This window comes from Salinibacterium sp. NSLL17 (assembly GCF_015864935.1).
Classification (GTDB): domain Bacteria; phylum Actinomycetota; class Actinomycetes; order Actinomycetales; family Microbacteriaceae; genus Rhodoglobus.
On sequence record NZ_JADYWH010000002.1, the window covers coordinates 1 to 18,713 of the forward strand.

Genomic DNA, 18,713 nt, shown 5'->3' on the forward strand with positions numbered 1-18,713 from the left:
AACTGCCCGGGACTTCCGCACCTTTGGGGTGACAAGAGGAAACATTACGTGCATTTTGCCCCCCTCGCCAACACCGCGTGCATCCCGGGCGCGTCGCACCGTTGCACCCCCTGAAACATGGGGATGTGCACCACTCACCAACCTCGTTCGCCGCGCCCTGATGCACAGGCCCTCGCCACATCCGACTCTCTCCACCTTTTTCGCGAGCCGCACCCTCGAGACGTGTGCGTACGCAAAGATGGTTTCGTGCCCAGTTTCACCACACGAGCCGCACGGCTCGACGACGCCAAAGAGCTCGCTAGCGTGCATACGCAATCCTGGAAAGAGACCTACACCGGATTGTTTCCTGAACAAGCCTGGAGCGATGAGGCTCGGCAGCGACGCGAAGCGATGTGGAACGAGCTCCTCACCGACGCGAACACGACAACAGTGGTGGCTGAGGTTCGTTCCCACATCATCGGATTCGCCCAGGCGCACCACAATCGCGATGACCCCGATCTGCCCTCCGAAGAGCTCGCCATGATCTATGTTCTCGCCAGTGCTCATGGCACGGGCGCAGGCCAGTCGTTGATCGACGCAGCGCTGGGAGGCGCAGCCGCAAGCGTCTGGGTGCTTGAACAGAATCCGCGCGCTCGCGCCTTTTATGCCAGAAACCGCTTCATGTACGACGGCACCGTTCGCGAAATGGATTTCAATCCGAACATCCGCGAACTCCGACTCGCTCGTTCATAGCGAAGACACTCCCCCGCGGACCTCGTGGCGACTAGACGCAACACGCCAATAATCATATTATTGGACAATCACAGGGTGTAGAGCTGCATTCGCGGCCCCACCGCTGCTTCAACGCAAGGGACTGCAATGACTTGGATGGTAACGGGCGGCGCCGGCTATATCGGCGCCCACGTAGCTCGCGCGCTACTGAATTCCGGAATGAAAACAGTGATCGTTGATGACCTCTCCAGTGGGTTCACGCGATTCATTCCGCAGGACGCCGTATTCGTGCAGGCCGACATCCGAGACAAAAATGCACTCATCGAAACGATGGCCGCCCACGACGTAACCGGCGTCATCCACGTTGCTGGCTACAAGTACGCCGGCGTCTCCGTGCAGCGGCCGCTCCACACGTACGCACAGAATGTCACCGGCACACTCGCCTTACTCGAAGCAATGCAGGAATCGAAGATCGACCAAATCGTGTTCTCCTCGAGTGCCGCCGTGTACGGGACACCGGATGTCGATCTGGTGACCGAAGACACAGCGAAAGATCCCCTCTCCCCCTACGGAGAATCAAAATTGATCGGCGAATGGCTATTGCGCGACGAAGCCGTTGCCACTGGACTGCGGCACACCTCGCTTCGCTACTTCAACGTCGTCGGTTCCGGCGACCCCGTTGTCTACGACACGAGCCCCCATAATCTGTTCCCCCTTGTCTTCGAAGCACTCGTCACGGGTAAGACACCGCGGATCAACGGCACCGACTACCCCACGCCAGACGGCACCAACGTGCGCGACTACGTACACGTTGCCGACATCGCCGCCGCCCACGTCGCTGCCGCCCGCCGGCTTGACGCTCATGAATCAATCGAGCCTGCCTACAACCTCGGCAGCGGAAACGGACTCTCCGTCGCAGAGATCATGACCGCTATCGCGACCGTCACCGGAATCGACTTCACCCCGGAGATCGCACCGCGTCGGCCCGGCGACCCGCCCCGCATCGTTGCTAATGGTGACCTTGCCGCCCGCGACCTCGACTGGAAAATGCGGCACACCGCAGAAGAAATGGTTCGAAGTGCTTGGGATGCTCGCCTTCGCGCCGACAATGACAGCGCTACCCAGGGAAGTGCAGAATGACTTCGAAGATCACCAAACGACCGACAACTCTTGCCGATGGTCGCGAGCTCATCTACTTCGACGACGCCGACACCACGCTGGGCGAGGAGCGATCGGTCGACAGCCGGGTGCTCGACCCTCGACCGGCTACCGCGACGATGCGACAAGACATCCTCACGGGAGAATGGGTCTCCGTGGCCGCGGCCCGACAGAACCGAGTCTTCCTCCCGCCCGCAGATCAAGACCCGCTGGCGCCACAAACTCCCCAGAATCCGTCAGAGGTTCCCGCACTCTACGACGTGGCGGTCTTTGAAAACCGTTCGCCATCATTCGGGCCAGACCTCGCCGGAAGCGAAAACAGCCCGACCGGGCTCGACGACCTTGCCGACCTCGGCCTCGGCCGCACCCGCAGCTCCATCGGGCGTTGTGAAGTGGTGTGCTTTAGCCCCGACCACGAAGGATCGTTCGGCACTCAAACCCCGAGCCGCGCTCGCACCGTTATTGAAGCGTGGGCGGATCGGACCGAGGCGCTCTCGGCACTCGACGGCGTGCAGCAGGTTTTCCCCTTCGAGAACCGCGGAGAAGCGATCGGCGTGACACTGCTTCACCCACACGGGCAGATCTACTCGTACCCGTACATCACGCCCAAAACACAGCGAACTCTGGATGCGATTGATCGCACCAGCCCCGACATGTTTCAGCGCATCCTCGACTTCGAACGCGCGGGCGACCGCGTCGTGCTGAGCGGAGAGCATTGGACCGCTTTCGTGCCGTTTGCGGCACGCTGGCCCATCGAAGTGCACATGCTGCCACACCGCCAGGTTCCTGACTTCGCTGCAACATCCACTGAAGAACGCGACGAACTCTCCACAATGTATCTGAAACTGCTCCGTGGGATCGATGCGATCTATGACACCCCCACGCCCTACATCGCGGCGTGGCATCAGGCACCCGTGAACCGTGCGCGCGACACCTTCCGCCTGCACCTCCAACTGACCTCGCCCCGACGCGCGGCAGACAAACTGAAGTACCTTGCCGGATCCGAATCGGCAATGGGCGCCTGGATCGCTGACGTCACTCCAGAGGCCGCAGCCGAGAACATCCGAAAGGCAATCGAACGAGCATGAGCGACACAGTGCAGCAGCTACGCAAACGATTCAGCGAACTAACCGGACACGAGCCGGACGGGGTCTGGTCAGCACCGGGCCGCGTCAATCTCATCGGTGAACACACCGACTACAACGAAGGCTTTGTGCTGCCGTTCGCTATCGATCGCCGCACCCGCGCCGCCGTTGGGCTGCGCGCCGACGGCGTCATCCGCGTCACCAGCACGTTCGATGACACGTCAATTGAGGTTCCGCTTTCTGGACTCGACGCAGCGCGTTCCGCGGGTGAAATCGTTGGCTGGAGCGCGTACCCGCTCGGCGTTGCCTGGGCCCTCGGCCAACACGGCGCCGACCTGAACGGTGTGCCGGGCGTCGATATCCTCATCGATTCCACCGTGCCCGTCGGCGCAGGCCTGTCGTCGTCGGCCGCAATTGAAAGCTCCGTAGCCTTAGCCCTCAACGACCTGTGGAAGCTCGGATTCTCGCGCGAGCAACTGGCGAAGGTAGGGCAGCTCGCCGAAAACGAAGTCGTCGGCGCCCCCACCGGAATCATGGACCAGTCTGCGTCTCTCTTAGGCGCTACAGATTCAGCAGTGTTTCTCGACTGCCGCTCCCTTGATGTCGAGGTCGTACCGCTCGGGCTTGCACCAGCGGAATTGAGCATTCTCGTGATGGACACACGCGTCTCGCACTCTCACGCCACCGGGGGCTACTCCGAACGCCGTGCATCCTGCGAAGCTGGCGCTGCCGCCCTGGGTGCTTCGTCGTTGCGCGATGTGAGCGTCGCCGATCTGGAACGCGCTCAAGAAATTCTTGACGATGTGACGTTCCGCCGAGTCCGTCACGTGGTCACCGAAAATCAGCGCGTGCTGGACACCGTTCGCGCCCTCAACGAAGAAGGCCCGCTCGCCATTGGTGCGCTGCTTGATGCATCGCACGTGTCGATGCGCGACGACTTCGAAATCTCCATCCCCGAACTCGATCTTGCCGTCGAAACAGCGCGCGAACACGGCGCGATCGGCGCGCGGATGACCGGAGGAGGCTTCGGCGGAGCAGCAATCGCTCTCGTTCCGCACGCCCGAGTGTCAGAAGTCGAAGTCGCGGTGAAGGAAGCCTTTGCAGCCCGCGGATTCACCGAACCCATGACGTTTACCGTGACTCCCTCTCAGGGAGCAGAACGGAACGATGCCGACTAGGCAGAGTTTCTGAAACTCACAACGCGACAACGACCGGTGGTGGAGATGGGGGGAATTGAACCCCCGTCCACTGCTGTAATTCTGTGCCTTCTACGGGTGTATCTTGTGCAGACGTTCTACTCGGCTCTGATCTTTGCCACAAGCACCTAGATCAACAAGCCCAGCCAGAGTGCAAGTCCCACGTAGCCCTCAGGCGTAACTACGCAGCAATCTCTCTAAATTGCGCCAGAATCCGGGTAGAGAGCATTCCCGGCCTGACGGACTTCTTTAGTGCGCTCGCTTAGGCAGCGAGGGCGAAGTCAGTGCGCTTTGAATTGGCACTTATAGTTTGCAGTCATCGTTAACGAGATAAGGCTGCATTCTCGACCCGCTTCTCACAGTTTTGCAGGCAATGTCGAAACCGATCATCCCCCTGTGTGGGTCGTTGTCGCGCTGTGGAGTTATCAATTGCTACCTAATGAACAGGTAGCCCTCTAGTGTAGGTCGGATTCGGCGCAGTAGCCAGCCCTGCACCCAGGCAGCGAACGCTGCCAGCGAACGCAACGCCCGCATCCAGTATCGGCGAAGTAGATTTGGTTCATGACCGATACAACTCAAGCCCTCCCCGCCAAAATCACTATGTTTGGCGCAGACTGGTGCCGCGACTGCGTGCGCTCCGAAGCACTTCTCAACTCGTTGAACATTGACTGGGAAAAAGTCGATGTGGAGAAAGATCCCACGGCAGCAGATCGCGCCCACGCCATCAGCGGCCGCCTCAACATTCCTGTCGTGCACTTCACTGACGGAACCTTCCAAGTGGAGCCCAGCGACAAGGAGCTGAAGGCCAAGCTCGAAGAACTCGGCGCCATCTAACAATGTCCCTCGTCATCACTGTTCGAGGCGAGCATGAATCGTGGCACCCTGCCGAACGCGGCATCGTGCATCTGGCGGTATCGATAGACGGTCCCGACCGGAGTGAGGTCTTCGATGCTGCACTGCAGTCGTCGAGTCGGGTGCATGCCCTCCTCGCCAAGCTCGCCTCGAACGATGGTGCAATTACGCGGTGGTCATCTGACACCGTGCGCGTCACCTCCCAACGGCCGTGGAATAACGCCGGCCAACAATTGCCGCTCGTGCACTCCGCCGCGATCGACTACATCGCGCGGTTCAAGGACTTTGACGCGCTCGCACTCTTCATCGAATACGTCAGTGCGGTCGACAACACTGCGGTGAAGTATGTCGAGTGGGAACTCACCGAAGAATCCACTCGTGCCGCACACGCACACACCCGACGCCTTGCCGTTACGGATGCCCTCACCAAGGCACACGAGTACGCAGCGAGTGTGGGGCTCACCGAGGTAACCGCTCTCGCCATTGCCGATCCAGGGATGCTCGACCACGTCGGTCCCGCAGGCGATCACGATCGCTTTGCCAGCGCTGCAGCCATGCGGATGTCAGGTGCGCCCTCGGATGGCGCCCAGCTGACGCTCAACCCCGAGAAGATCGCGATCTCGGCACGCGTCGAGGCGCGGTTCAGCGCACGCTAACGGGCGCGGAAACGGGTACAGAGACGAGAGCGGAAACGAAGTTCCGCTACTCCCCCATGTTTTTGCGGGCCGAAATCGCCCGGTCTGATTCGCGCTTATCTTGGCGCTCACGCAGCGTCTGACGCTTGTCATACTCGCGCTTGCCCTTGGCAACAGCGAGCTCAACTTTGGCGCGGCCATCCAAGAAATAGATCGACAAAGGAACGAGCGTGTAGCCGCCCTGCTTGATCTTGTTGTGAATCTTCAGGATCTGCTCTTTGTGCAGCAACATTTTGCGCTTGCGACGCGGAGGATGGTTGTTCCACGACCCCTGAAAGAACTCAGGAATATGCACGGCATCCAACCACGCCTCAGCATGGTCGTCGATGTAGCCGTAGCCATCGATCAGGCTGGCGCGCCCTAACCGCAGAGACTTGACCTCAGTACCCGACAGCACAAGACCAGCCTCAAAGGTGTCTTCAATGCTGTAGTCGTGGCGCGCCTTACGGTTGCTGGCAACAACCTTTCGGTCACCTTCCTTGGGCATGGTTCACTTCTCTCTTCGATACGTTGGATGCTGCAATGCTATGGCGGATGCCGACAGTGCAGCAGACCAGTTTAGCGCGAGAGTGGCCCGGCGACTACACCTTGAGATAACGACTGATCGCGACGCCGGCGGATACCGCAGCAAGCGCGGCGCCGGAGACGATGAGAATGGGCACGACCAGCAGCGCCTCTTCCATTCCGAGCAGGCTTGTATTGAGGGGAAGCGTTGAGGCCAGATAGCCGCGAACGAAGAACTGCACGATCGCGACAATCGCACCGCCTGCGAGGACTGACCCGATCAACGAGGCGAAAACACCCTCGAGGATGAATGGCGTCTGGATGAATCTGTTGGACGCACCCACGAGTCTCATAATGCCGAGCTCTCGCCGTCGAGAGAAGGCGCTCAGCCGGATGGTCGTGGCAATCAGCAGCACCGCAGCGACCAGCATCAGACCAGCGACCCCAATCGCGGTGTAACTAGCGGCGTTCAGAATGGCAAAAATCGGTTCCAGATAGGCCCGCTGATCTTCGACACTCTCAACTCCCGCAAGCCCAGACAGACTCTCGATGAGCACATCGGCCTGCTCGGGATCGACGAGGTTCACCCGGAAGCTCTCGTTCAACGACTCCGGGGTAATGATGCCCTCGAACGTCGTGTCAGCGAACTGTTCCTTGAAGTTTTCGTAGGCCTGCTCGTGTGTCTCGAACTCGACCTCGTTGATGTACGGCGCGAGAGTCGGCGAATCGAGCTGTTGCTGCACCGACGCGATCTGATCTTCAGTCGCCTCAGCCAGGGTGCAATTGCCGGTCGTATCGATCTCGGTGCACATGTAGACCGCCACTTGCGCACGGTCGTACCAGTAGCCCTTCATCTGCCCGATTTGCATCTGCAGAAGAATGGATGCGCCCACGAACGTGAGCGAGATAAAGGTCACCAGAACGACGGAGACCACCATCGAGAGGTTGCGGCGCAGTCCGCTGCCGACCTCTCCTAAGATCAGTCCGAGCCTCATGCGTCGAGCCCCTCACCCTGAGATGACGGCGAGGTCATCGGGCGCGCCGGAGACTGGGTCGCAGTCGGCGCGGCGCTCGTTGGCTTGCTCGCAGCAGGATGCGGAATACGCCCCTGAGTCGGAACAGTCTGGGTTTGATACCCACCCTGAAGCTCGTCGCGCACAATCTGACCGCCGATAAGTTCGATCACTCGGCGCTTCATCTGATCGACGATGCCGGCATCGTGGGTAGCCATCAGCACGGTCGTGCCGCCAAGGTTAATGCGCTCGAGGAGCGTCATGATTCCCGCAGCAGTAGCCGGGTCAAGGTTTCCGGTCGGCTCATCCGCAAGCATGATGGCTGGCTTGTTCACCACAGCGCGAGCGATCGCCACACGCTGCTGCTCACCACCCGAAAGTTCATGAGGAAAACGATTCGATTTACCGGCAAGACCGACCATCTTGAGAGCATCCGGAACAGCCTCTTGGATGAAACCCCGGCTCTTGCCGATGACCTGCAGCGTGAACGCCACATTGTCGAAGACCGTCTTGTTGGGTAGCAGGCGGAAGTCCTGGAAGACCACACCAAGGTTGCGACGGAAATAGGGCACCTTGCGGCTCGACAGCGTATTCAGGTGTTGACCGAGCACGTGGATGGAACCCTTCGTGGGGTTCTCCTCTTTGAGGATCAGCCGCAAAAAGCTCGACTTGCCCGAGCCGGATGCGCCAACCAAGAACACGAACTCGCCCTTAAGGATCTCAAGGTCAACAGAGTTCAGCGCCGGTCGTGTCGTGCCCGGATACGACTTCGAAACAGAATCAAAACGAATCATTTGGAGCCAGCCTAAGGAGCCGTGCCCGAGAACTCGGCAGCGACGCACCGCAGGCACGTACTCACAGGGTGGCCCAGTTCAGGGCACACCGGCACCGAAGGACGGAACAGTGGCGCCCCGGGTAAACCGGGCGGTCGTGGTTATTCGATGGTGCGCTTGCGCCACTTGATTCCGGCCGAGATGAAACCGTCAAGGTCACCGTCGAACACATTCGAAGGATTGTTGACCTCAAACTCCGTGCGGAGGTCTTTCACCATTTGATACGGCGCCAAAACGTAGCTGCGCATCTGATCGCCCCAGCTCGCCGTAATGACACCCGCGATTTCCTTCTTGGTGGCCGCTTCTTGCTCACGCTGCAGCAGCAACAGCCGCGACTGCAAAACCCGCATGGCGGCAGCACGGTTCTGAATCTGGCTCTTCTCGTTCTGACAACTCACCACAATTCCCGTGGGCAAGTGAGTGATGCGCACCGCGGAGTCCGTCGTGTTAACCGACTGGCCACCGGGGCCGGAAGACCGGAAGACATCGACACGGATGTCGTTCTCGGGAACTTCGACAACATCCGTCGTCTCAATAAGAGGAACAACTTCGACCGCGGCAAAACTCGTCTGGCGCTTGCCTGCCGAGTTGAACGGGCTCATGCGCACCAGACGGTGCGTGCCAGCCTCGACACTGAGCGTTCCGAAAGCGAAGGGAGCGTCGACCTCGAACGTGGCCGACTTGATGCCGGCTTCTTCGGCATAGCTCGTGTCGAGCACGCGTGTGGGATACGAGTGCTGCTCGGCGTACCGCAGGTACATGCGCAACAGCATTTCGGCGAAATCGGCGGCGTCGACGCCACCGGCTCCCGCGCGAATGGTGATGACAGCGGGTCGCTGATCAAACTCACCGTTGAGAAGGGTTTGTACCTCGAGGTCACCCAGAGTCTTCTTGATGCCCCTGAGTTCGGTGCGAGCATCCGCCGCTGCCTGATCGTCACTCTCTTCGTTGGCCAACTCGACCATGATCTCGAGATCGTCAAGGCGACTCGAAATGGAATTGATCTTGGCCAGCTCAGCCTGGCGGTGGCTCAGGTCACTCGTGACCTTCTGCGCCTTATCGGTGTCATCCCACAGATCGGGGGCACCAGCTGCCTCGCTCAATCGTGCGATCTCCGACGTGAGCCGGTCGGTGTCGACCACCTGGCGAATGTCCGCAAAGGTGGAGCGAAGCGCCGCGATGTCGTCAGAAAAGTCCAGTTCATCCATGTCACCAACCAGACTACCCGCGAACCTCACGCGACACCTGTTGGCCGAGTTCCCGTTCGCGCGCACCCTCTGGCCCGCACGACATATTATGGACGGCGATGAGCACAACAGGACAACCCTTTAGCTGGCGCTCGATCGGGCTTCCCGTTCTCTTGCCGACACTGCTTTTTTCGATCGGTGAAGGCGCCATCATCCCGCTGATTCCGATCGCTGCCGACAGCCTCGGAGCGACCCTCGCGATAGCTGGCCTTGTTGCTGCCGTGCTGACGATCGGCGAACTGTTCGGCAACATCCCGAGCGGATGGCTCATCTCCCGGGTTGGCGAACGCCCGGCCATGATCGGCGCGAGTGCACTCTCCATCATCGGAGTAGTGATCGCGATTCTCGCCCCCAACCCCGTCGCACTCGGATTCGGTGTGCTGCTGCTCGGCCTTGCCGCCGCCGTGTTTGCTTTGGCACGACATGCTTTTCTCACGAGCTTCGTTCCCGTTGCCTATCGCGCCCGCGCACTCTCGACACTCGGCGGAACCTTCAGGCTCGGCGTCTTCATCGGACCGTTCATCTCGGCCGGGGTCATTCACCTCACCGGTACCGTGACTGCTGCCTTCTGGATTCATGTTGTGGCAGCACTAGCCGCCGCCGCGGTGCTCCTTCTCCTTCCCGACCCAGCAACGACCTTCGGCGCGGTTCACACTTCCCGCGTCAACAACCGCACACTGCGTGACGGTGAAGCGCTTGTAGAGCAGGAATCACACGGGCTTTTCGCTACCGTGCGCCGCAATCGTGCGCTGCTCTCACGCCTCGGCCTCGGTGCCGCCGTCATCGGAGCAATGCGTGCCAGTCGTCAGGTGATCTTGCCGCTGTGGGCCGTCAGCATTGGGCTCGCCGACACCAACACCGCCATCATCATCGGCATCGCCGGTGCTGTGGACTTCGCCCTCTTCTACACGGGCGGCCAGATCATGGACCGCTTCGGCCGACTCTGGACCGCCGTGCCTTCCCTCGTCGGCCTCGGCATCGGCCACCTTGTGCTCTCCTTCACCCACGACTCAGCGCAGAACGTGGGTTGGTTCATCTTCGCCGCCATGTTCCTGTCGCTCGCGAACGGTTTGGGAAGCGGCATCCTGATGACCCTCGGTGCCGACCTTGCTCCGCAATCCAACCCCGCCCCGTTCCTCGGAGCCTGGCGCTTTACCGGTGGCGTCGGCCAGGCATCCTCTCCCCTGCTCATCGCGGGGATTACGGCTGTGGCCTCCATCTCTTTCGCTGCGGGGGCTGTCGGGATACTCGGTCTCATCGGCGCCGGAATCATGGTGCGGTACGTGCCGCGTTACATCACGAAACCGCAGCGCTAGGCACCGAGATCTAGCCGGTGCCAGCCGGTCTTCTCCGGCGAGCCCGGAGCCCTAGACTGGCGAAATGATCCCGAACAGCAACCTGATTGCCTTCGTGCTCATCGCGCTGCCGATCATCCTGATTCCCGGGCCTAGTGTGCTGTTCTTGATCGGGCGTTCGCTTTCGCTCGGAAAGCTCGGCGGCATCATCAGCTCGCTGGGAAATGCCACCGGCGGCGTCACTCTCGTCTTCGCCGTCGCCTTTGGCGTCGGCACGATCATCGCGCAATCCGTTATTGCGTTCACCGTCGTGAAATACCTCGGTGCCGCCTACCTGATTTACCTCGGTATTCAAGCGATTCATCACCGCAACGATCACACGACAGCGGATGACGCAGCTCCCCGCCCACAGTCACGCTGGCGCATCTTCGGCCAAGGTTTCATTGTCGGCATCACGAATCCCAAAGCGACCGTGTTTTTCGTCGCTGTTTTGCCGCAGTTCGTGAGCTTCGGAGCCGGGAACGTGCAACTGCAATTGCTCGTTTTGGGGCTGCTGTTTATGGCGATTGCTGTGGTGACAGACACGTCGTGGGCGATCGCTGCCGGTTTTGCGCGCGACTGGTTCGCGCGCTCACCGCAGAGAATCACCACCCTCAGCGCAACCGGTGGGGTGGCGTTGATTGCGCTGGGAGTGGGATCTCTATTTATCCCGCATGCTAAGCAATAGCGGCAATAACATCCGGAATCGGGGTCGACCCATCAGTGAACTCGATGGTCTGACCGATGGTGTTGTCGGCATCAATCACTTCGGCGAGAACCCGGGCCACGTTGTCGCGACTCGTGTGCTCGTCGGTGGCGTCATCGCCGACGCCGATCATGCCCGATGCTGGTTCACTCGAGAGTGAACCCGGGCCGACGATGGTGTACTCAAGGGGGCCCGTGCGGAGGTGTTCATCGGCAGCAGCCTTTGCTTCTGCATACGCGAAGAAAGCGTTGTCTTCGGGAACACCGTGGTCAAAACCGGCACCCTTGTACGAGACCATGACGTAGCGCTTGACGCCCGCATGGGCAGCAGCATCCATGGTGCGGATGGCCGCATCGCGGTCAACTGAATAGGTGCGTTCGGGGCTTCCCCCACCAGCGCCCGCCGAGAACACAACGACATCGTGCCCCGTAAAGATTTCAGAGAGTTCTTCGGCGCTAAGTGCCTCAATGTCTGCGATGACGGGCATGGCGCCCGTGGCGCTGATGTCAGCCTCCTGCTCAGGCTTGCGGACCAACGAGTGCACGTGGTGACCGCGAGAGGTGAGAAGCTCGGCCAGACTCAGGGCAATCTTGCCGTGGCCCCCGACGATAGCGATTCGTTTCATGGCTAACTCCTTTGCTTCGGTGATGCGCCTGCGAGAAGCGCACCATCCACGCTACGGATCGAAACTCCCTGTTCGCTGGGTGGAGTGTGATCGCGGGCTGGAGGATTGCGGTGTGCTCGCGACCGACCTCCAGAGAACGCTACGAAAAGACCGAGCGAGCGTTAGCCGTAACTTCGATACGCAGGCCCTCCGGGACCAAGAGCGAGACGAACGGTGGCTTCCAATAGGCAGACAGCGAGACCGTCGCGCTGGAACTGTCGACGCTCGTCGCCTGCTCGATGGCGAGACCGTCGAACTCTGCGGTCGGGGCGGCAGCGACATACTCCCCCACCGCGTCCGCGACCTTGGTGGGCGTCAATTGCGGGCGAAACCCCTGGGGCGTTCGCAGCACATCGTCGAGATCGTAGGATTCTGCTCCGACGAGAGCAGCGCCATCCGCGAGTGTGAAGAGTCGCTTGCGTTCCAGATAGAGCGAGGTTGCCGCGACCACCAGAAAGATGAGCACGAGTGAGAGGAAGCCATAGAAGATGGTGAGCAGGAGTGCAGAACCGTCGTCGTCACGTAGCCGTAGCCGTAGCCGTGGCGAAGGGTTCACTAGCGCGACCCCGCAAACTGAGAAACCTGCTGCGTTGCGGCCGCATCGAGCGGCACCTCTAGAGGAAATGACCCAGTCAAGACCGGCGGCGCCAGCGGGAGCGGCACAGCAATTGCCACCTGAACGGTGACGAAGTTGTGGCGGGAAAGACAATCGCTGGGATCGGGCGCGCACGAGATTGTGACCGCCGCGCTTGCGGCATCCACGTTGTGATTGTCGAGGGCGAATTCAACCGCGCGCGATGCCGCCGCGTTTGCCTCGCTGAGCGTGTCAGCCTGAACGAACACGCGCGCCGCTTGGCGGGCAGCCCCCTCAGCGGCGAGAGCTCCGGACTGAATCGCAGACATCGTGAGCACCAGATACACGAGCGGGATGAGCATCACCATTCCGACCGTAATGAACTCCAGGGATGACGAACCCCGTTCATCAGCGAACCTGCTCGATTGCCGCATGGGCAGACACCTCCAAGCCATCGCTAATACCGATAAGGCCAAAGAGCGGGAGCGGAGCTCGTACGGTGATGAGCACGGCGGGTTGCCCGAGGTGGGATGTGGTGCTCGCGCTCACATCCGAGGCATAGCCGGGAGACAGCGCCGTAGAGATGAGGTCACGAGTGCGAGTGACGCCATCACCCAACGAAGTGTCGGCAAGGGAGGCATAACGGGCACCCTCCGCCGCGGCATCCAACACCGTATTGCGGATGTGCAGGGCAAGAGCCAGCTGGATGACGCTGAGCGTCAACACCGTCAACAGAACGGAGACGAGAACGAACTCCACCACGGCGGACCCGGATTCGTCAGCGCCCACCAGCCTGCCGCGTTCGCGCCAGCGCGCACGCATTAGAAGCCGGTGACGCGATCAATGGCCTGTTCAAAAACCGAGCTGAGTGCTGGACCCGCAAGACCCCAAATAATGACCACAAGACCTGCGGTCATGAGAGTAATCAGCACCCAGCCCGGTACGTCTCCTCGCTCTGAGGTGAGCGCTCGGGTGCCTCGGGTAAGCCCGCTCTTCAGTAGCAATTGAGATGATTTCACTCTGTAATCATTGAGCGAAACACAATTGTGCGTAAAGATTTTCCACAACGAGCGAGAGCGACTAACCAGAGACGACGCGGCGCGACTCCCCGCGCGGGCCACTCCCCCGTTCGCTATTCTTCGGGCGCGTCTCGCTTTGCCTTGTCCTGCAACTCGGCTTGCAGCGCCTGCAACCGCTCGACCTCGTCTTCGACGATGGCGTCTGCCTGCGCGATGTTGTCAGGCGATACCAATCCGGTGTCGGCAAGAATCGCGTCTTCGGTGACCTGCGAGATTCCGCCGCCAGACTGCCCGGCTTTCTTGCGGAGGCGATCGAGTGCCGCGCGAAGGGGGTGCACGGGTTCGCGAAGCAGCGGTTCCTCGACCTCGAGGCCATAGAACGTGCCAATCTGGTCCACGAACTGAGCGCGTTGCGCGCGATCGTAGGCACGCCGCTCTCGGCTGAACGCCGTCACCGTGGCTGCACACATCATGAGCATCACGACGCTGAAGGGCAATGCAGACAGAATTGCCGCCGTTTGCAAAGTCTGCAGCCCCCCTGTCACCAGGAGAGCGATTGCCAAGAATGAGGCAAGCAGCGCGAAGAAGATCCGGATGCGCTTGGGTGGTTCTGCCGAGCCACCGGTTGCGATCATCGACATCACGAGGGCACCAGAATCCGCCGAGGTGACAAAGAAGATGCCGATAAGCAGGATCGCTCCGAATGTGAGAGCGGTTCCCGCTGGCAACCCCGCGAGAAGATCGAATAACGCCGAATCGGCATCCACCGATCCATCTGCGGCGACGAGCCCGCCCTGACCGTAGAGCTCACGGTAGATGGCATTTCCGCCGAGAACGCTGAACCAGAGAAAGGTAAGCACGGTCGGGACGAGCATGACGCCGCCCACGAACTCGCGCACGGTGCGACCTTTTGACACCCGCGCAATGAAGACGCCAACGAACGGTGCCCACGACATCCACCAGCCCCAGTAGAAGGTGGTCCAGCCGGCCTGCCACTGTTCGCCAGCATCGCCCTGGTAGGCGCTGACGTTAAAAGCGAGGCCGATGAAGCCTTGGAGATAGTTACCCATGGACTGAACGAACTCGCGGAACAGGAACGCCGTGGGACCGACGATCAGGAGGAATACCAAAAGCACCGCAGCGAGCAGGAGATTAGTAGTGGAGAGCCACTTCATGCCGCGGCCGATACCCGACACCAGCGACAGGATGGTGAACGCGATGATGACGACGATGACGGCGACCTGAGTCGTGAGATTCGATTCGGCGATGCCAGTCTTTTCAAGACCGGCAGAGATCTGAAGAACGCCGAGACCGAGAGACGTAGCAACACCGAACACGGTGCCGACGAGCGCGATGACGTCGATGAGGTTGCCCCAGCCACCCCGAACGCGCTTGCCGAGCAGTGGCTCAAGAGTCCAGCGGATCGATATGGGGCGACCGCGACGATGGATGGCGTACGCGAGAGCGAGGCCGACCACAACGTAAATAGCCCAGGCGTGTACGCCCCAGTGCAGGAACGTTTGACTCATGGCTTGCTGGGCGAGCTGAATCTCCGTGCCCGAAACACCAGGACGCGGGTTCGCGAAATGGCTGAGCGGTTCGGCAACACCATAGAAAACGAGGCCGATGCCCATGCCCGCGGCAAACAGGAAGGAGATCCACGCGATCATCGAGAACTCTGGCTCGTCGTCATCCTTGCCCAGTTTGATGTCGCCGTAGCGGCTAAACCCCAGATACAGCGCGAAGGCCACAAAGAAGGCCGCGATGAGCACGTAATACCAACTGAAAGAGTTGATAACGCTCGACTGCAGGGTGGAAAAAACGGCGTTAGCGAGGTTCGGCGCGATGATCGCGAACGCCGTGATCGCGATGATGAGCCCGGCTGCTGGCCAGAAAACCCAAGGGGCGAGCATCCGCGTCGCTACAGGTCTCTGTGGCAGATCAGTCTCTGTGGGGGTTGTCGATTCTGCGGTCATGAGATCTCCGATCGCGTGGCAATTGCTGCATCAACAGTACAGAGCGATTGCGCGTAAATCACACTGCGACGAGGGTTCTTTCGCGCTACTGCTCCGATTGGAAGCGGTAACCGAGCTGCCAGCGGGCGCTGTCAATAGTGTCGAGAATCGCGACAGTTTCGTCGAGCGAGTGCACCGGCGACTCAGTGCGACCTTGCGCCACAAATCCTGCGAGCGCCGTGGCTTGGTAGCTGAGACCGCGGTGGCCAACTACACCGGTCTCGTCTTTCCAGTGAATTGATTCGCCGTCGAAGCCGGGCTTCGAGAGGGTCAGCGAGGTGGGCGTGAAAAAGCCATTGCCGACTTCCAACAGGGCGTCGGTGCCCGCGACGGATGCCGTGATTGGTGTGCGCGCGAGCAACGTGGTGTTGAGCTGGGCCTGAGCCGCGCCCGCATAGCTGAGGGTAAGAAGGGATTGGGCATCCACCCCACTCTCGATGAGCGACCCCACATTGTGCACGGCAGTAGGCGCGCCCAGAATCTGTGATGCGAAGGCGATCGGGTAAATGCCGAGGTCGAGCAGGGCTCCTCCCCCGCTGTCGAGCGAGCGAACCCGGTGCCCCTCGGGAATGTGCTGGCCGTGGTCGGCGGTGACGAGGTGAATATCGCCCAAGGTTCCATCGGCAACAAGTTGGTTGATGATAGAGGTTTGGGGCAGGTAGCGAGTCCACATCGCTTCCATCGCGAACACCCCGGCGGCTCGGGCTGCGGCCACAATGTCGCGAGCTTCGGCACCGGTCATGGCGAACGGCTTCTCCACCAGAATGTGCTTGCCCGCGGCGATCGACTGCAGCGCTAGATCGCGGTGCACGTGCTGCTGCGCAGCGATGTAGATCACGTCGACATCGGGGTTGGCCAGCAGCTCGGCATAGTCGCCGTAGGCCTTCTCGATGCCCCAAGTGTTCGCAAAGTCTTGGGCACGATCGAGACTGCGGGATGCCACAGCCACGAGCTTCTGCTCAGTGTGTGCGTGCACCGCCTCCGCGAACGTCGCGGCGATTCCACCGGGAGCCATGATGCCCCAGCGCAATGCCGGAACGGAGTCTGCTGCAGGAATGATCGGGGCCGGGAACGTGGTGGGGAACACAAGCATCCTTCTCGTTGGGGAGGACTGCGGCGGCGCAGGCCTCGACCAGTCTAGGACTCGAACAGGCGTAGGCCCATGTGCGCAGTTGGCCTCCGAAGTGGGCGCCCAGAAGAGCGATCTCCGCCCGAACGACCCGGGGCTAGGACTGCTTCTGCTAGCGTCAGCCCTTTGTGCTTGGGATTACCTCTCCTGCAGCTCCTCCACCCGACCAACCGGAGAACTATCGTGATTCCTCGCCCTAAAATCTTGCCCAGCATTACCGCTGTCGCCCTTGCGCTTGCCTTGACTTTCGCCGGCGCACTGCCAGCGAACGCCGCCGCAACGTACCTCGTCAACAGTTGGGGCGGCATGCCAGACGCGTTCGCTTACGCGTCCGATGGCGGCACCGTGAAACTCATTGCCGATATCGTTGCTCCGGCAGGCAGGTCAATAACGGTCAAACCGGGCGAATCGATCACGCTTGACCTCAACGGGCATGACCTCACCGTCAACAATGACGTCCCTGACTCTCTGGCGGCGATTGAGGTTCCCAGCACCTCCACGCTCACCATCGTTGCCCCCGGCGGCGGAACGCTCACAGTAACCGGAGGCCGGTACAGTGCGGGCATCGGCGGCAATGAAGGCAACGCTGGCGGCTCCGTCATCGTTAACAGTGGCACCATCACCGCACAAGGCGGCCGCTTCGGCGCGGGCATCGGCGGCGGAGACGGAGGCGACGGCGGCACCACCACCGTCAACGGCGGCACCATCACCGCAACCGGCGGCTACCACGGCGCAGGCATCGGCGGCGGCCAGGAAGGCGACGGCGGCTCCGTCATCGTCAACAGCGGCACAATCCTCGCAACCGGCGGCTACCACGGCGCAGGCATCGGCGGCGGCCTTAACGGCAACGGCGGCACCACCACCAACAGCGGCACCATCACCGCAACCGGCGGCAACAGAAGCGCAGGCATCGGCGGCGGCCTTAACGGCAACGGCGGCACCACCTCTCAGAGCGGCGGCACCATCAGCGCGATCGGAGGCTTCGCGGCCGCAGGCATCGGCGGCGGCCAGGAAGGCGACGGCGGCACCACGACCGTTAGCGGTGGCACGCTAGACGCAACCGGAGGCGGCAGTGGCGCGGGCATCGGCGGCGGATATCAGGGCAACGGCGGCACCACCATCCTCACCGGAGGCACCACCACCGCTACCGGCGACAACTCAGGCGCAGGCATCGGCGGCGGCCAGAACAGCTTCTCCTCTGGAGTACTCGACATTCATGGCATCGGCGCACCAGGGGCAGCTACTAATGGTGGAGACCCGAACGGTGCCCTCATCACCAATTCCACGACTCCGGCAGGGATCGGTTATACGGCCGCTACCGCCACTGTTGGCTCCGGCGGTCAGATCAGTGTCGAATTCGTGCGCATCGCGACCTTCGACGCGGCCGGCGGAACGGCAACCGACACCGCATTTGTTGCCATCGGCGACACTCTCACCGAACCCACCGACCCCACCCGCACCGGCTACACCTTCGCCGGCTGGACAGTCAGCGGCGCCGCCTACGACTTCACCACCCCGGTGACCACGCCACTGACGCTGACCGCAACGTGGACAGAAGTGCCCGCCAGCTACATCATTAGCTTCGATGCCGCTAACGGAACAACCACAGCAGACGCGTCAGTCTCCGATGGCGACACCCTCAGCGCACCCACCGACCCCACCCGCACCGGCTACACCTTCGCCGGCTGGACAGTCAGCGGCGCCGCCTACGACTTCACCACCCCGGTGACCACGCCACTGACGCTAACCGCGACGTGGACAGAAGTGCCCGCGACCGGTGGCGCCCCCACCGCTGACGTCACGCTCGCCGCTACAGGTTTTGCGTTAGCGCCCCACCTCTCCGTAGGTGCAACATTGCTCGTGGCCGGCTTCGCCCTCCTCGTGCTTCGCCGACGCGTCACCGCCCGGCAGCGATAGCGCAACACGAGTCCCCCGCGAACCCGCGCTGCGTTCCCAGTAACGCAACTTGTGGAAAACC

The 18,713-nt window shown here is 61.3% G+C and carries 20 protein-coding genes and 1 other RNA gene; 9 read left to right on the top strand and 12 right to left on the bottom strand.

Annotation, left to right across the window (positions count from 1 at the left end):
- Window positions 1–246: 246 nt before the first annotated feature.
- From I6E51_RS14430 to galK, 4 genes are all read left to right on the top strand, one after another.
- Window positions 247–732, top strand: coding sequence for a GNAT family N-acetyltransferase (locus tag I6E51_RS14430; RefSeq protein ID WP_197110194.1), 486 nt, complete (start codon window positions 247–249; stop codon window positions 730–732).
- Window positions 733–858: 126 nt separating this feature from the next.
- Window positions 859–1,851, top strand: a complete 993-nt coding sequence (gene galE, locus I6E51_RS09695; protein WP_197107241.1) for a UDP-glucose 4-epimerase GalE — start codon at window positions 859–861, stop codon at window positions 1,849–1,851.
- Window positions 1,848–2,957, top strand: coding sequence for a galactose-1-phosphate uridylyltransferase (gene galT / locus I6E51_RS09700; RefSeq protein ID WP_197110195.1), 1,110 nt, complete (start codon window positions 1,848–1,850; stop codon window positions 2,955–2,957). The genes galE and galT overlap by 4 nt, the downstream gene beginning before the upstream one ends.
- Window positions 2,954–4,132 (top strand): galactokinase, encoded by a 1,179-nt coding sequence (gene galK / locus I6E51_RS09705; protein ID WP_197110196.1) that lies wholly within the window; start codon window positions 2,954–2,956, stop codon window positions 4,130–4,132. Before galT ends, galK begins: the two co-directional genes overlap by 4 nt.
- A gap of 37 nt (window positions 4,133–4,169) precedes the next feature.
- Here galK and ssrA read toward each other — a convergent pair.
- Window positions 4,170–4,544, bottom strand: a transfer-messenger RNA (tmRNA) gene (gene ssrA, locus I6E51_RS09710).
- A 167-nt stretch (window positions 4,545–4,711) separates the two neighbouring features.
- Here ssrA and I6E51_RS09715 point away from each other — a divergent pair.
- Complete coding sequence (locus I6E51_RS09715) at window positions 4,712–4,984, top strand: glutaredoxin domain-containing protein (RefSeq protein ID WP_197107244.1); 273 nt, start codon at window positions 4,712–4,714, stop codon at window positions 4,982–4,984.
- A 2-nt stretch (window positions 4,985–4,986) separates the two neighbouring features.
- Complete coding sequence (locus I6E51_RS09720) at window positions 4,987–5,658, top strand: SIMPL domain-containing protein (protein WP_197107245.1); 672 nt, start codon at window positions 4,987–4,989, stop codon at window positions 5,656–5,658.
- Between the two features lie 46 nt (window positions 5,659–5,704).
- On the opposite strand, the gene smpB is transcribed toward I6E51_RS09720, so the two are convergent.
- The 4 genes from smpB to prfB form a co-directional block, all read right to left on the bottom strand.
- The gene (smpB, locus tag I6E51_RS09725; RefSeq protein WP_009771737.1) at window positions 5,705–6,184 is read right to left on the bottom strand and encodes an SsrA-binding protein SmpB; all 480 of its coding nucleotides are present in this window, start codon (window positions 6,182–6,184) and stop codon (window positions 5,705–5,707) included.
- 94 nt (window positions 6,185–6,278) lie between these two features.
- Window positions 6,279–7,196, bottom strand: coding sequence for a permease-like cell division protein FtsX (gene ftsX / locus I6E51_RS09730; RefSeq protein WP_197107246.1), 918 nt, complete (start codon window positions 7,194–7,196; stop codon window positions 6,279–6,281).
- Window positions 7,193–8,008: a cell division ATP-binding protein FtsE gene (gene ftsE, locus I6E51_RS09735; protein WP_197107247.1), complete on the bottom strand. Its 816-nt coding sequence runs from the start codon at window positions 8,006–8,008 to the stop codon at window positions 7,193–7,195. Before ftsE ends, ftsX begins: the two co-directional genes overlap by 4 nt.
- 140 nt (window positions 8,009–8,148) lie before the next feature.
- Complete coding sequence (gene prfB, locus I6E51_RS09740) at window positions 8,149–9,255, bottom strand: peptide chain release factor 2 (protein WP_197107248.1); 1,107 nt, start codon at window positions 9,253–9,255, stop codon at window positions 8,149–8,151.
- A gap of 98 nt (window positions 9,256–9,353) precedes the next feature.
- Here prfB and I6E51_RS09745 point away from each other — a divergent pair, with 98 nt between their 5' ends.
- Together I6E51_RS09745 and I6E51_RS09750 are read left to right on the top strand one after the other, a co-directional pair.
- Window positions 9,354–10,610, top strand: coding sequence for an MFS transporter (locus I6E51_RS09745; protein WP_197110197.1), 1,257 nt, complete (start codon window positions 9,354–9,356; stop codon window positions 10,608–10,610).
- Between the two features lie 64 nt (window positions 10,611–10,674).
- Window positions 10,675–11,316 carry a LysE family translocator gene (locus I6E51_RS09750; RefSeq protein WP_197110198.1) on the top strand — a complete coding sequence of 214 codons (642 nt, stop codon included), beginning with the start codon at window positions 10,675–10,677 and terminating at the stop codon, window positions 11,314–11,316.
- On the opposite strand, the gene I6E51_RS09755 is transcribed toward I6E51_RS09750, so the two are convergent.
- The 7 genes from I6E51_RS09755 to I6E51_RS09785 form a co-directional block, all read right to left on the bottom strand.
- Window positions 11,306–11,959: an SDR family oxidoreductase gene (locus tag I6E51_RS09755; RefSeq protein ID WP_197110199.1), complete on the bottom strand. Its 654-nt coding sequence runs from the start codon at window positions 11,957–11,959 to the stop codon at window positions 11,306–11,308. The two genes, I6E51_RS09750 and I6E51_RS09755, sit on opposite strands and share 11 nt — an antisense overlap.
- Before the next feature lie 139 nt (window positions 11,960–12,098).
- Window positions 12,099–12,554 (bottom strand): Tad domain-containing protein, encoded by a 456-nt coding sequence (locus tag I6E51_RS09760; protein WP_197110200.1) that lies wholly within the window; start codon window positions 12,552–12,554, stop codon window positions 12,099–12,101.
- On the bottom strand, window positions 12,554–13,006 hold the full coding sequence (locus tag I6E51_RS09765) for a hypothetical protein (protein WP_197110201.1): 453 nt from the start codon (window positions 13,004–13,006) through the stop codon (window positions 12,554–12,556). The genes I6E51_RS09760 and I6E51_RS09765 overlap by 1 nt, the downstream gene beginning before the upstream one ends.
- Window positions 12,981–13,394: a TadE/TadG family type IV pilus assembly protein gene (locus I6E51_RS09770; protein WP_197110202.1), complete on the bottom strand. Its 414-nt coding sequence runs from the start codon at window positions 13,392–13,394 to the stop codon at window positions 12,981–12,983. The genes I6E51_RS09765 and I6E51_RS09770 overlap by 26 nt, the downstream gene beginning before the upstream one ends.
- Window positions 13,394–13,576 (bottom strand): hypothetical protein, encoded by a 183-nt coding sequence (locus tag I6E51_RS09775; protein WP_231600052.1) that lies wholly within the window; start codon window positions 13,574–13,576, stop codon window positions 13,394–13,396. The genes I6E51_RS09770 and I6E51_RS09775 overlap by 1 nt, the downstream gene beginning before the upstream one ends.
- 128 nt (window positions 13,577–13,704) lie before the next feature.
- On the bottom strand, window positions 13,705–15,567 hold the full coding sequence (locus I6E51_RS09780) for a BCCT family transporter (RefSeq protein WP_197110203.1): 1,863 nt from the start codon (window positions 15,565–15,567) through the stop codon (window positions 13,705–13,707).
- An 85-nt stretch (window positions 15,568–15,652) separates the two neighbouring features.
- Entirely contained in the window at window positions 15,653–16,699 is a 1,047-nt protein-coding gene (locus I6E51_RS09785; RefSeq protein WP_197110204.1) for a Gfo/Idh/MocA family protein, read from the bottom strand.
- A 219-nt stretch (window positions 16,700–16,918) separates the two neighbouring features.
- On the opposite strand from I6E51_RS09785, the gene I6E51_RS14495 reads away from it, so the two are divergent.
- Window positions 16,919–18,652: an InlB B-repeat-containing protein gene (locus I6E51_RS14495; RefSeq protein WP_197107257.1), complete on the top strand. Its 1,734-nt coding sequence runs from the start codon at window positions 16,919–16,921 to the stop codon at window positions 18,650–18,652.
- Window positions 18,653–18,713: the final 61 nt, after the last annotated feature.

Excerpts from the sequence above, each read along its gene's own strand:
- galE (WP_197107241.1), top strand. The coding sequence starts at position 859 with ATGACTTGGATGGTAACGGGCGGCGCCGGCTATATCGGCGCCCACGTA.
- galT (WP_197110195.1), top strand. The coding sequence starts at position 1,848 with ATGACTTCGAAGATCACCAAACGACCGACAACTCTTGCCGATGGTCGC.
- galK (WP_197110196.1), top strand. The coding sequence starts at position 2,954 with ATGAGCGACACAGTGCAGCAGCTACGCAAACGATTCAGCGAACTAACC.
- I6E51_RS09715 (WP_197107244.1), top strand. The coding sequence starts at position 4,712 with ATGACCGATACAACTCAAGCCCTCCCCGCCAAAATCACTATGTTTGGC.
- I6E51_RS09720 (WP_197107245.1), top strand. The coding sequence starts at position 4,987 with ATGTCCCTCGTCATCACTGTTCGAGGCGAGCATGAATCGTGGCACCCT.
- smpB (WP_009771737.1), bottom strand. The coding sequence starts at position 6,184 with ATGCCCAAGGAAGGTGACCGAAAGGTTGTTGCCAGCAACCGTAAGGCG.
- ftsX (WP_197107246.1), bottom strand. The coding sequence starts at position 7,196 with ATGAGGCTCGGACTGATCTTAGGAGAGGTCGGCAGCGGACTGCGCCGC.
- ftsE (WP_197107247.1), bottom strand. The coding sequence starts at position 8,008 with ATGATTCGTTTTGATTCTGTTTCGAAGTCGTATCCGGGCACGACACGA.
- prfB (WP_197107248.1), bottom strand. The coding sequence starts at position 9,255 with ATGGATGAACTGGACTTTTCTGACGACATCGCGGCGCTTCGCTCCACC.
- I6E51_RS09745 (WP_197110197.1), top strand. The coding sequence starts at position 9,354 with ATGAGCACAACAGGACAACCCTTTAGCTGGCGCTCGATCGGGCTTCCC.
- I6E51_RS09750 (WP_197110198.1), top strand. The coding sequence starts at position 10,675 with ATGATCCCGAACAGCAACCTGATTGCCTTCGTGCTCATCGCGCTGCCG.
- I6E51_RS09755 (WP_197110199.1), bottom strand. The coding sequence starts at position 11,959 with ATGAAACGAATCGCTATCGTCGGGGGCCACGGCAAGATTGCCCTGAGT.
- I6E51_RS09765 (WP_197110201.1), bottom strand. The coding sequence starts at position 13,006 with ATGCGGCAATCGAGCAGGTTCGCTGATGAACGGGGTTCGTCATCCCTG.
- I6E51_RS09770 (WP_197110202.1), bottom strand. The coding sequence starts at position 13,394 with ATGCGTGCGCGCTGGCGCGAACGCGGCAGGCTGGTGGGCGCTGACGAA.
- I6E51_RS09780 (WP_197110203.1), bottom strand. The coding sequence starts at position 15,567 with ATGACCGCAGAATCGACAACCCCCACAGAGACTGATCTGCCACAGAGA.
- I6E51_RS09785 (WP_197110204.1), bottom strand. The coding sequence starts at position 16,699 with ATGCTTGTGTTCCCCACCACGTTCCCGGCCCCGATCATTCCTGCAGCA.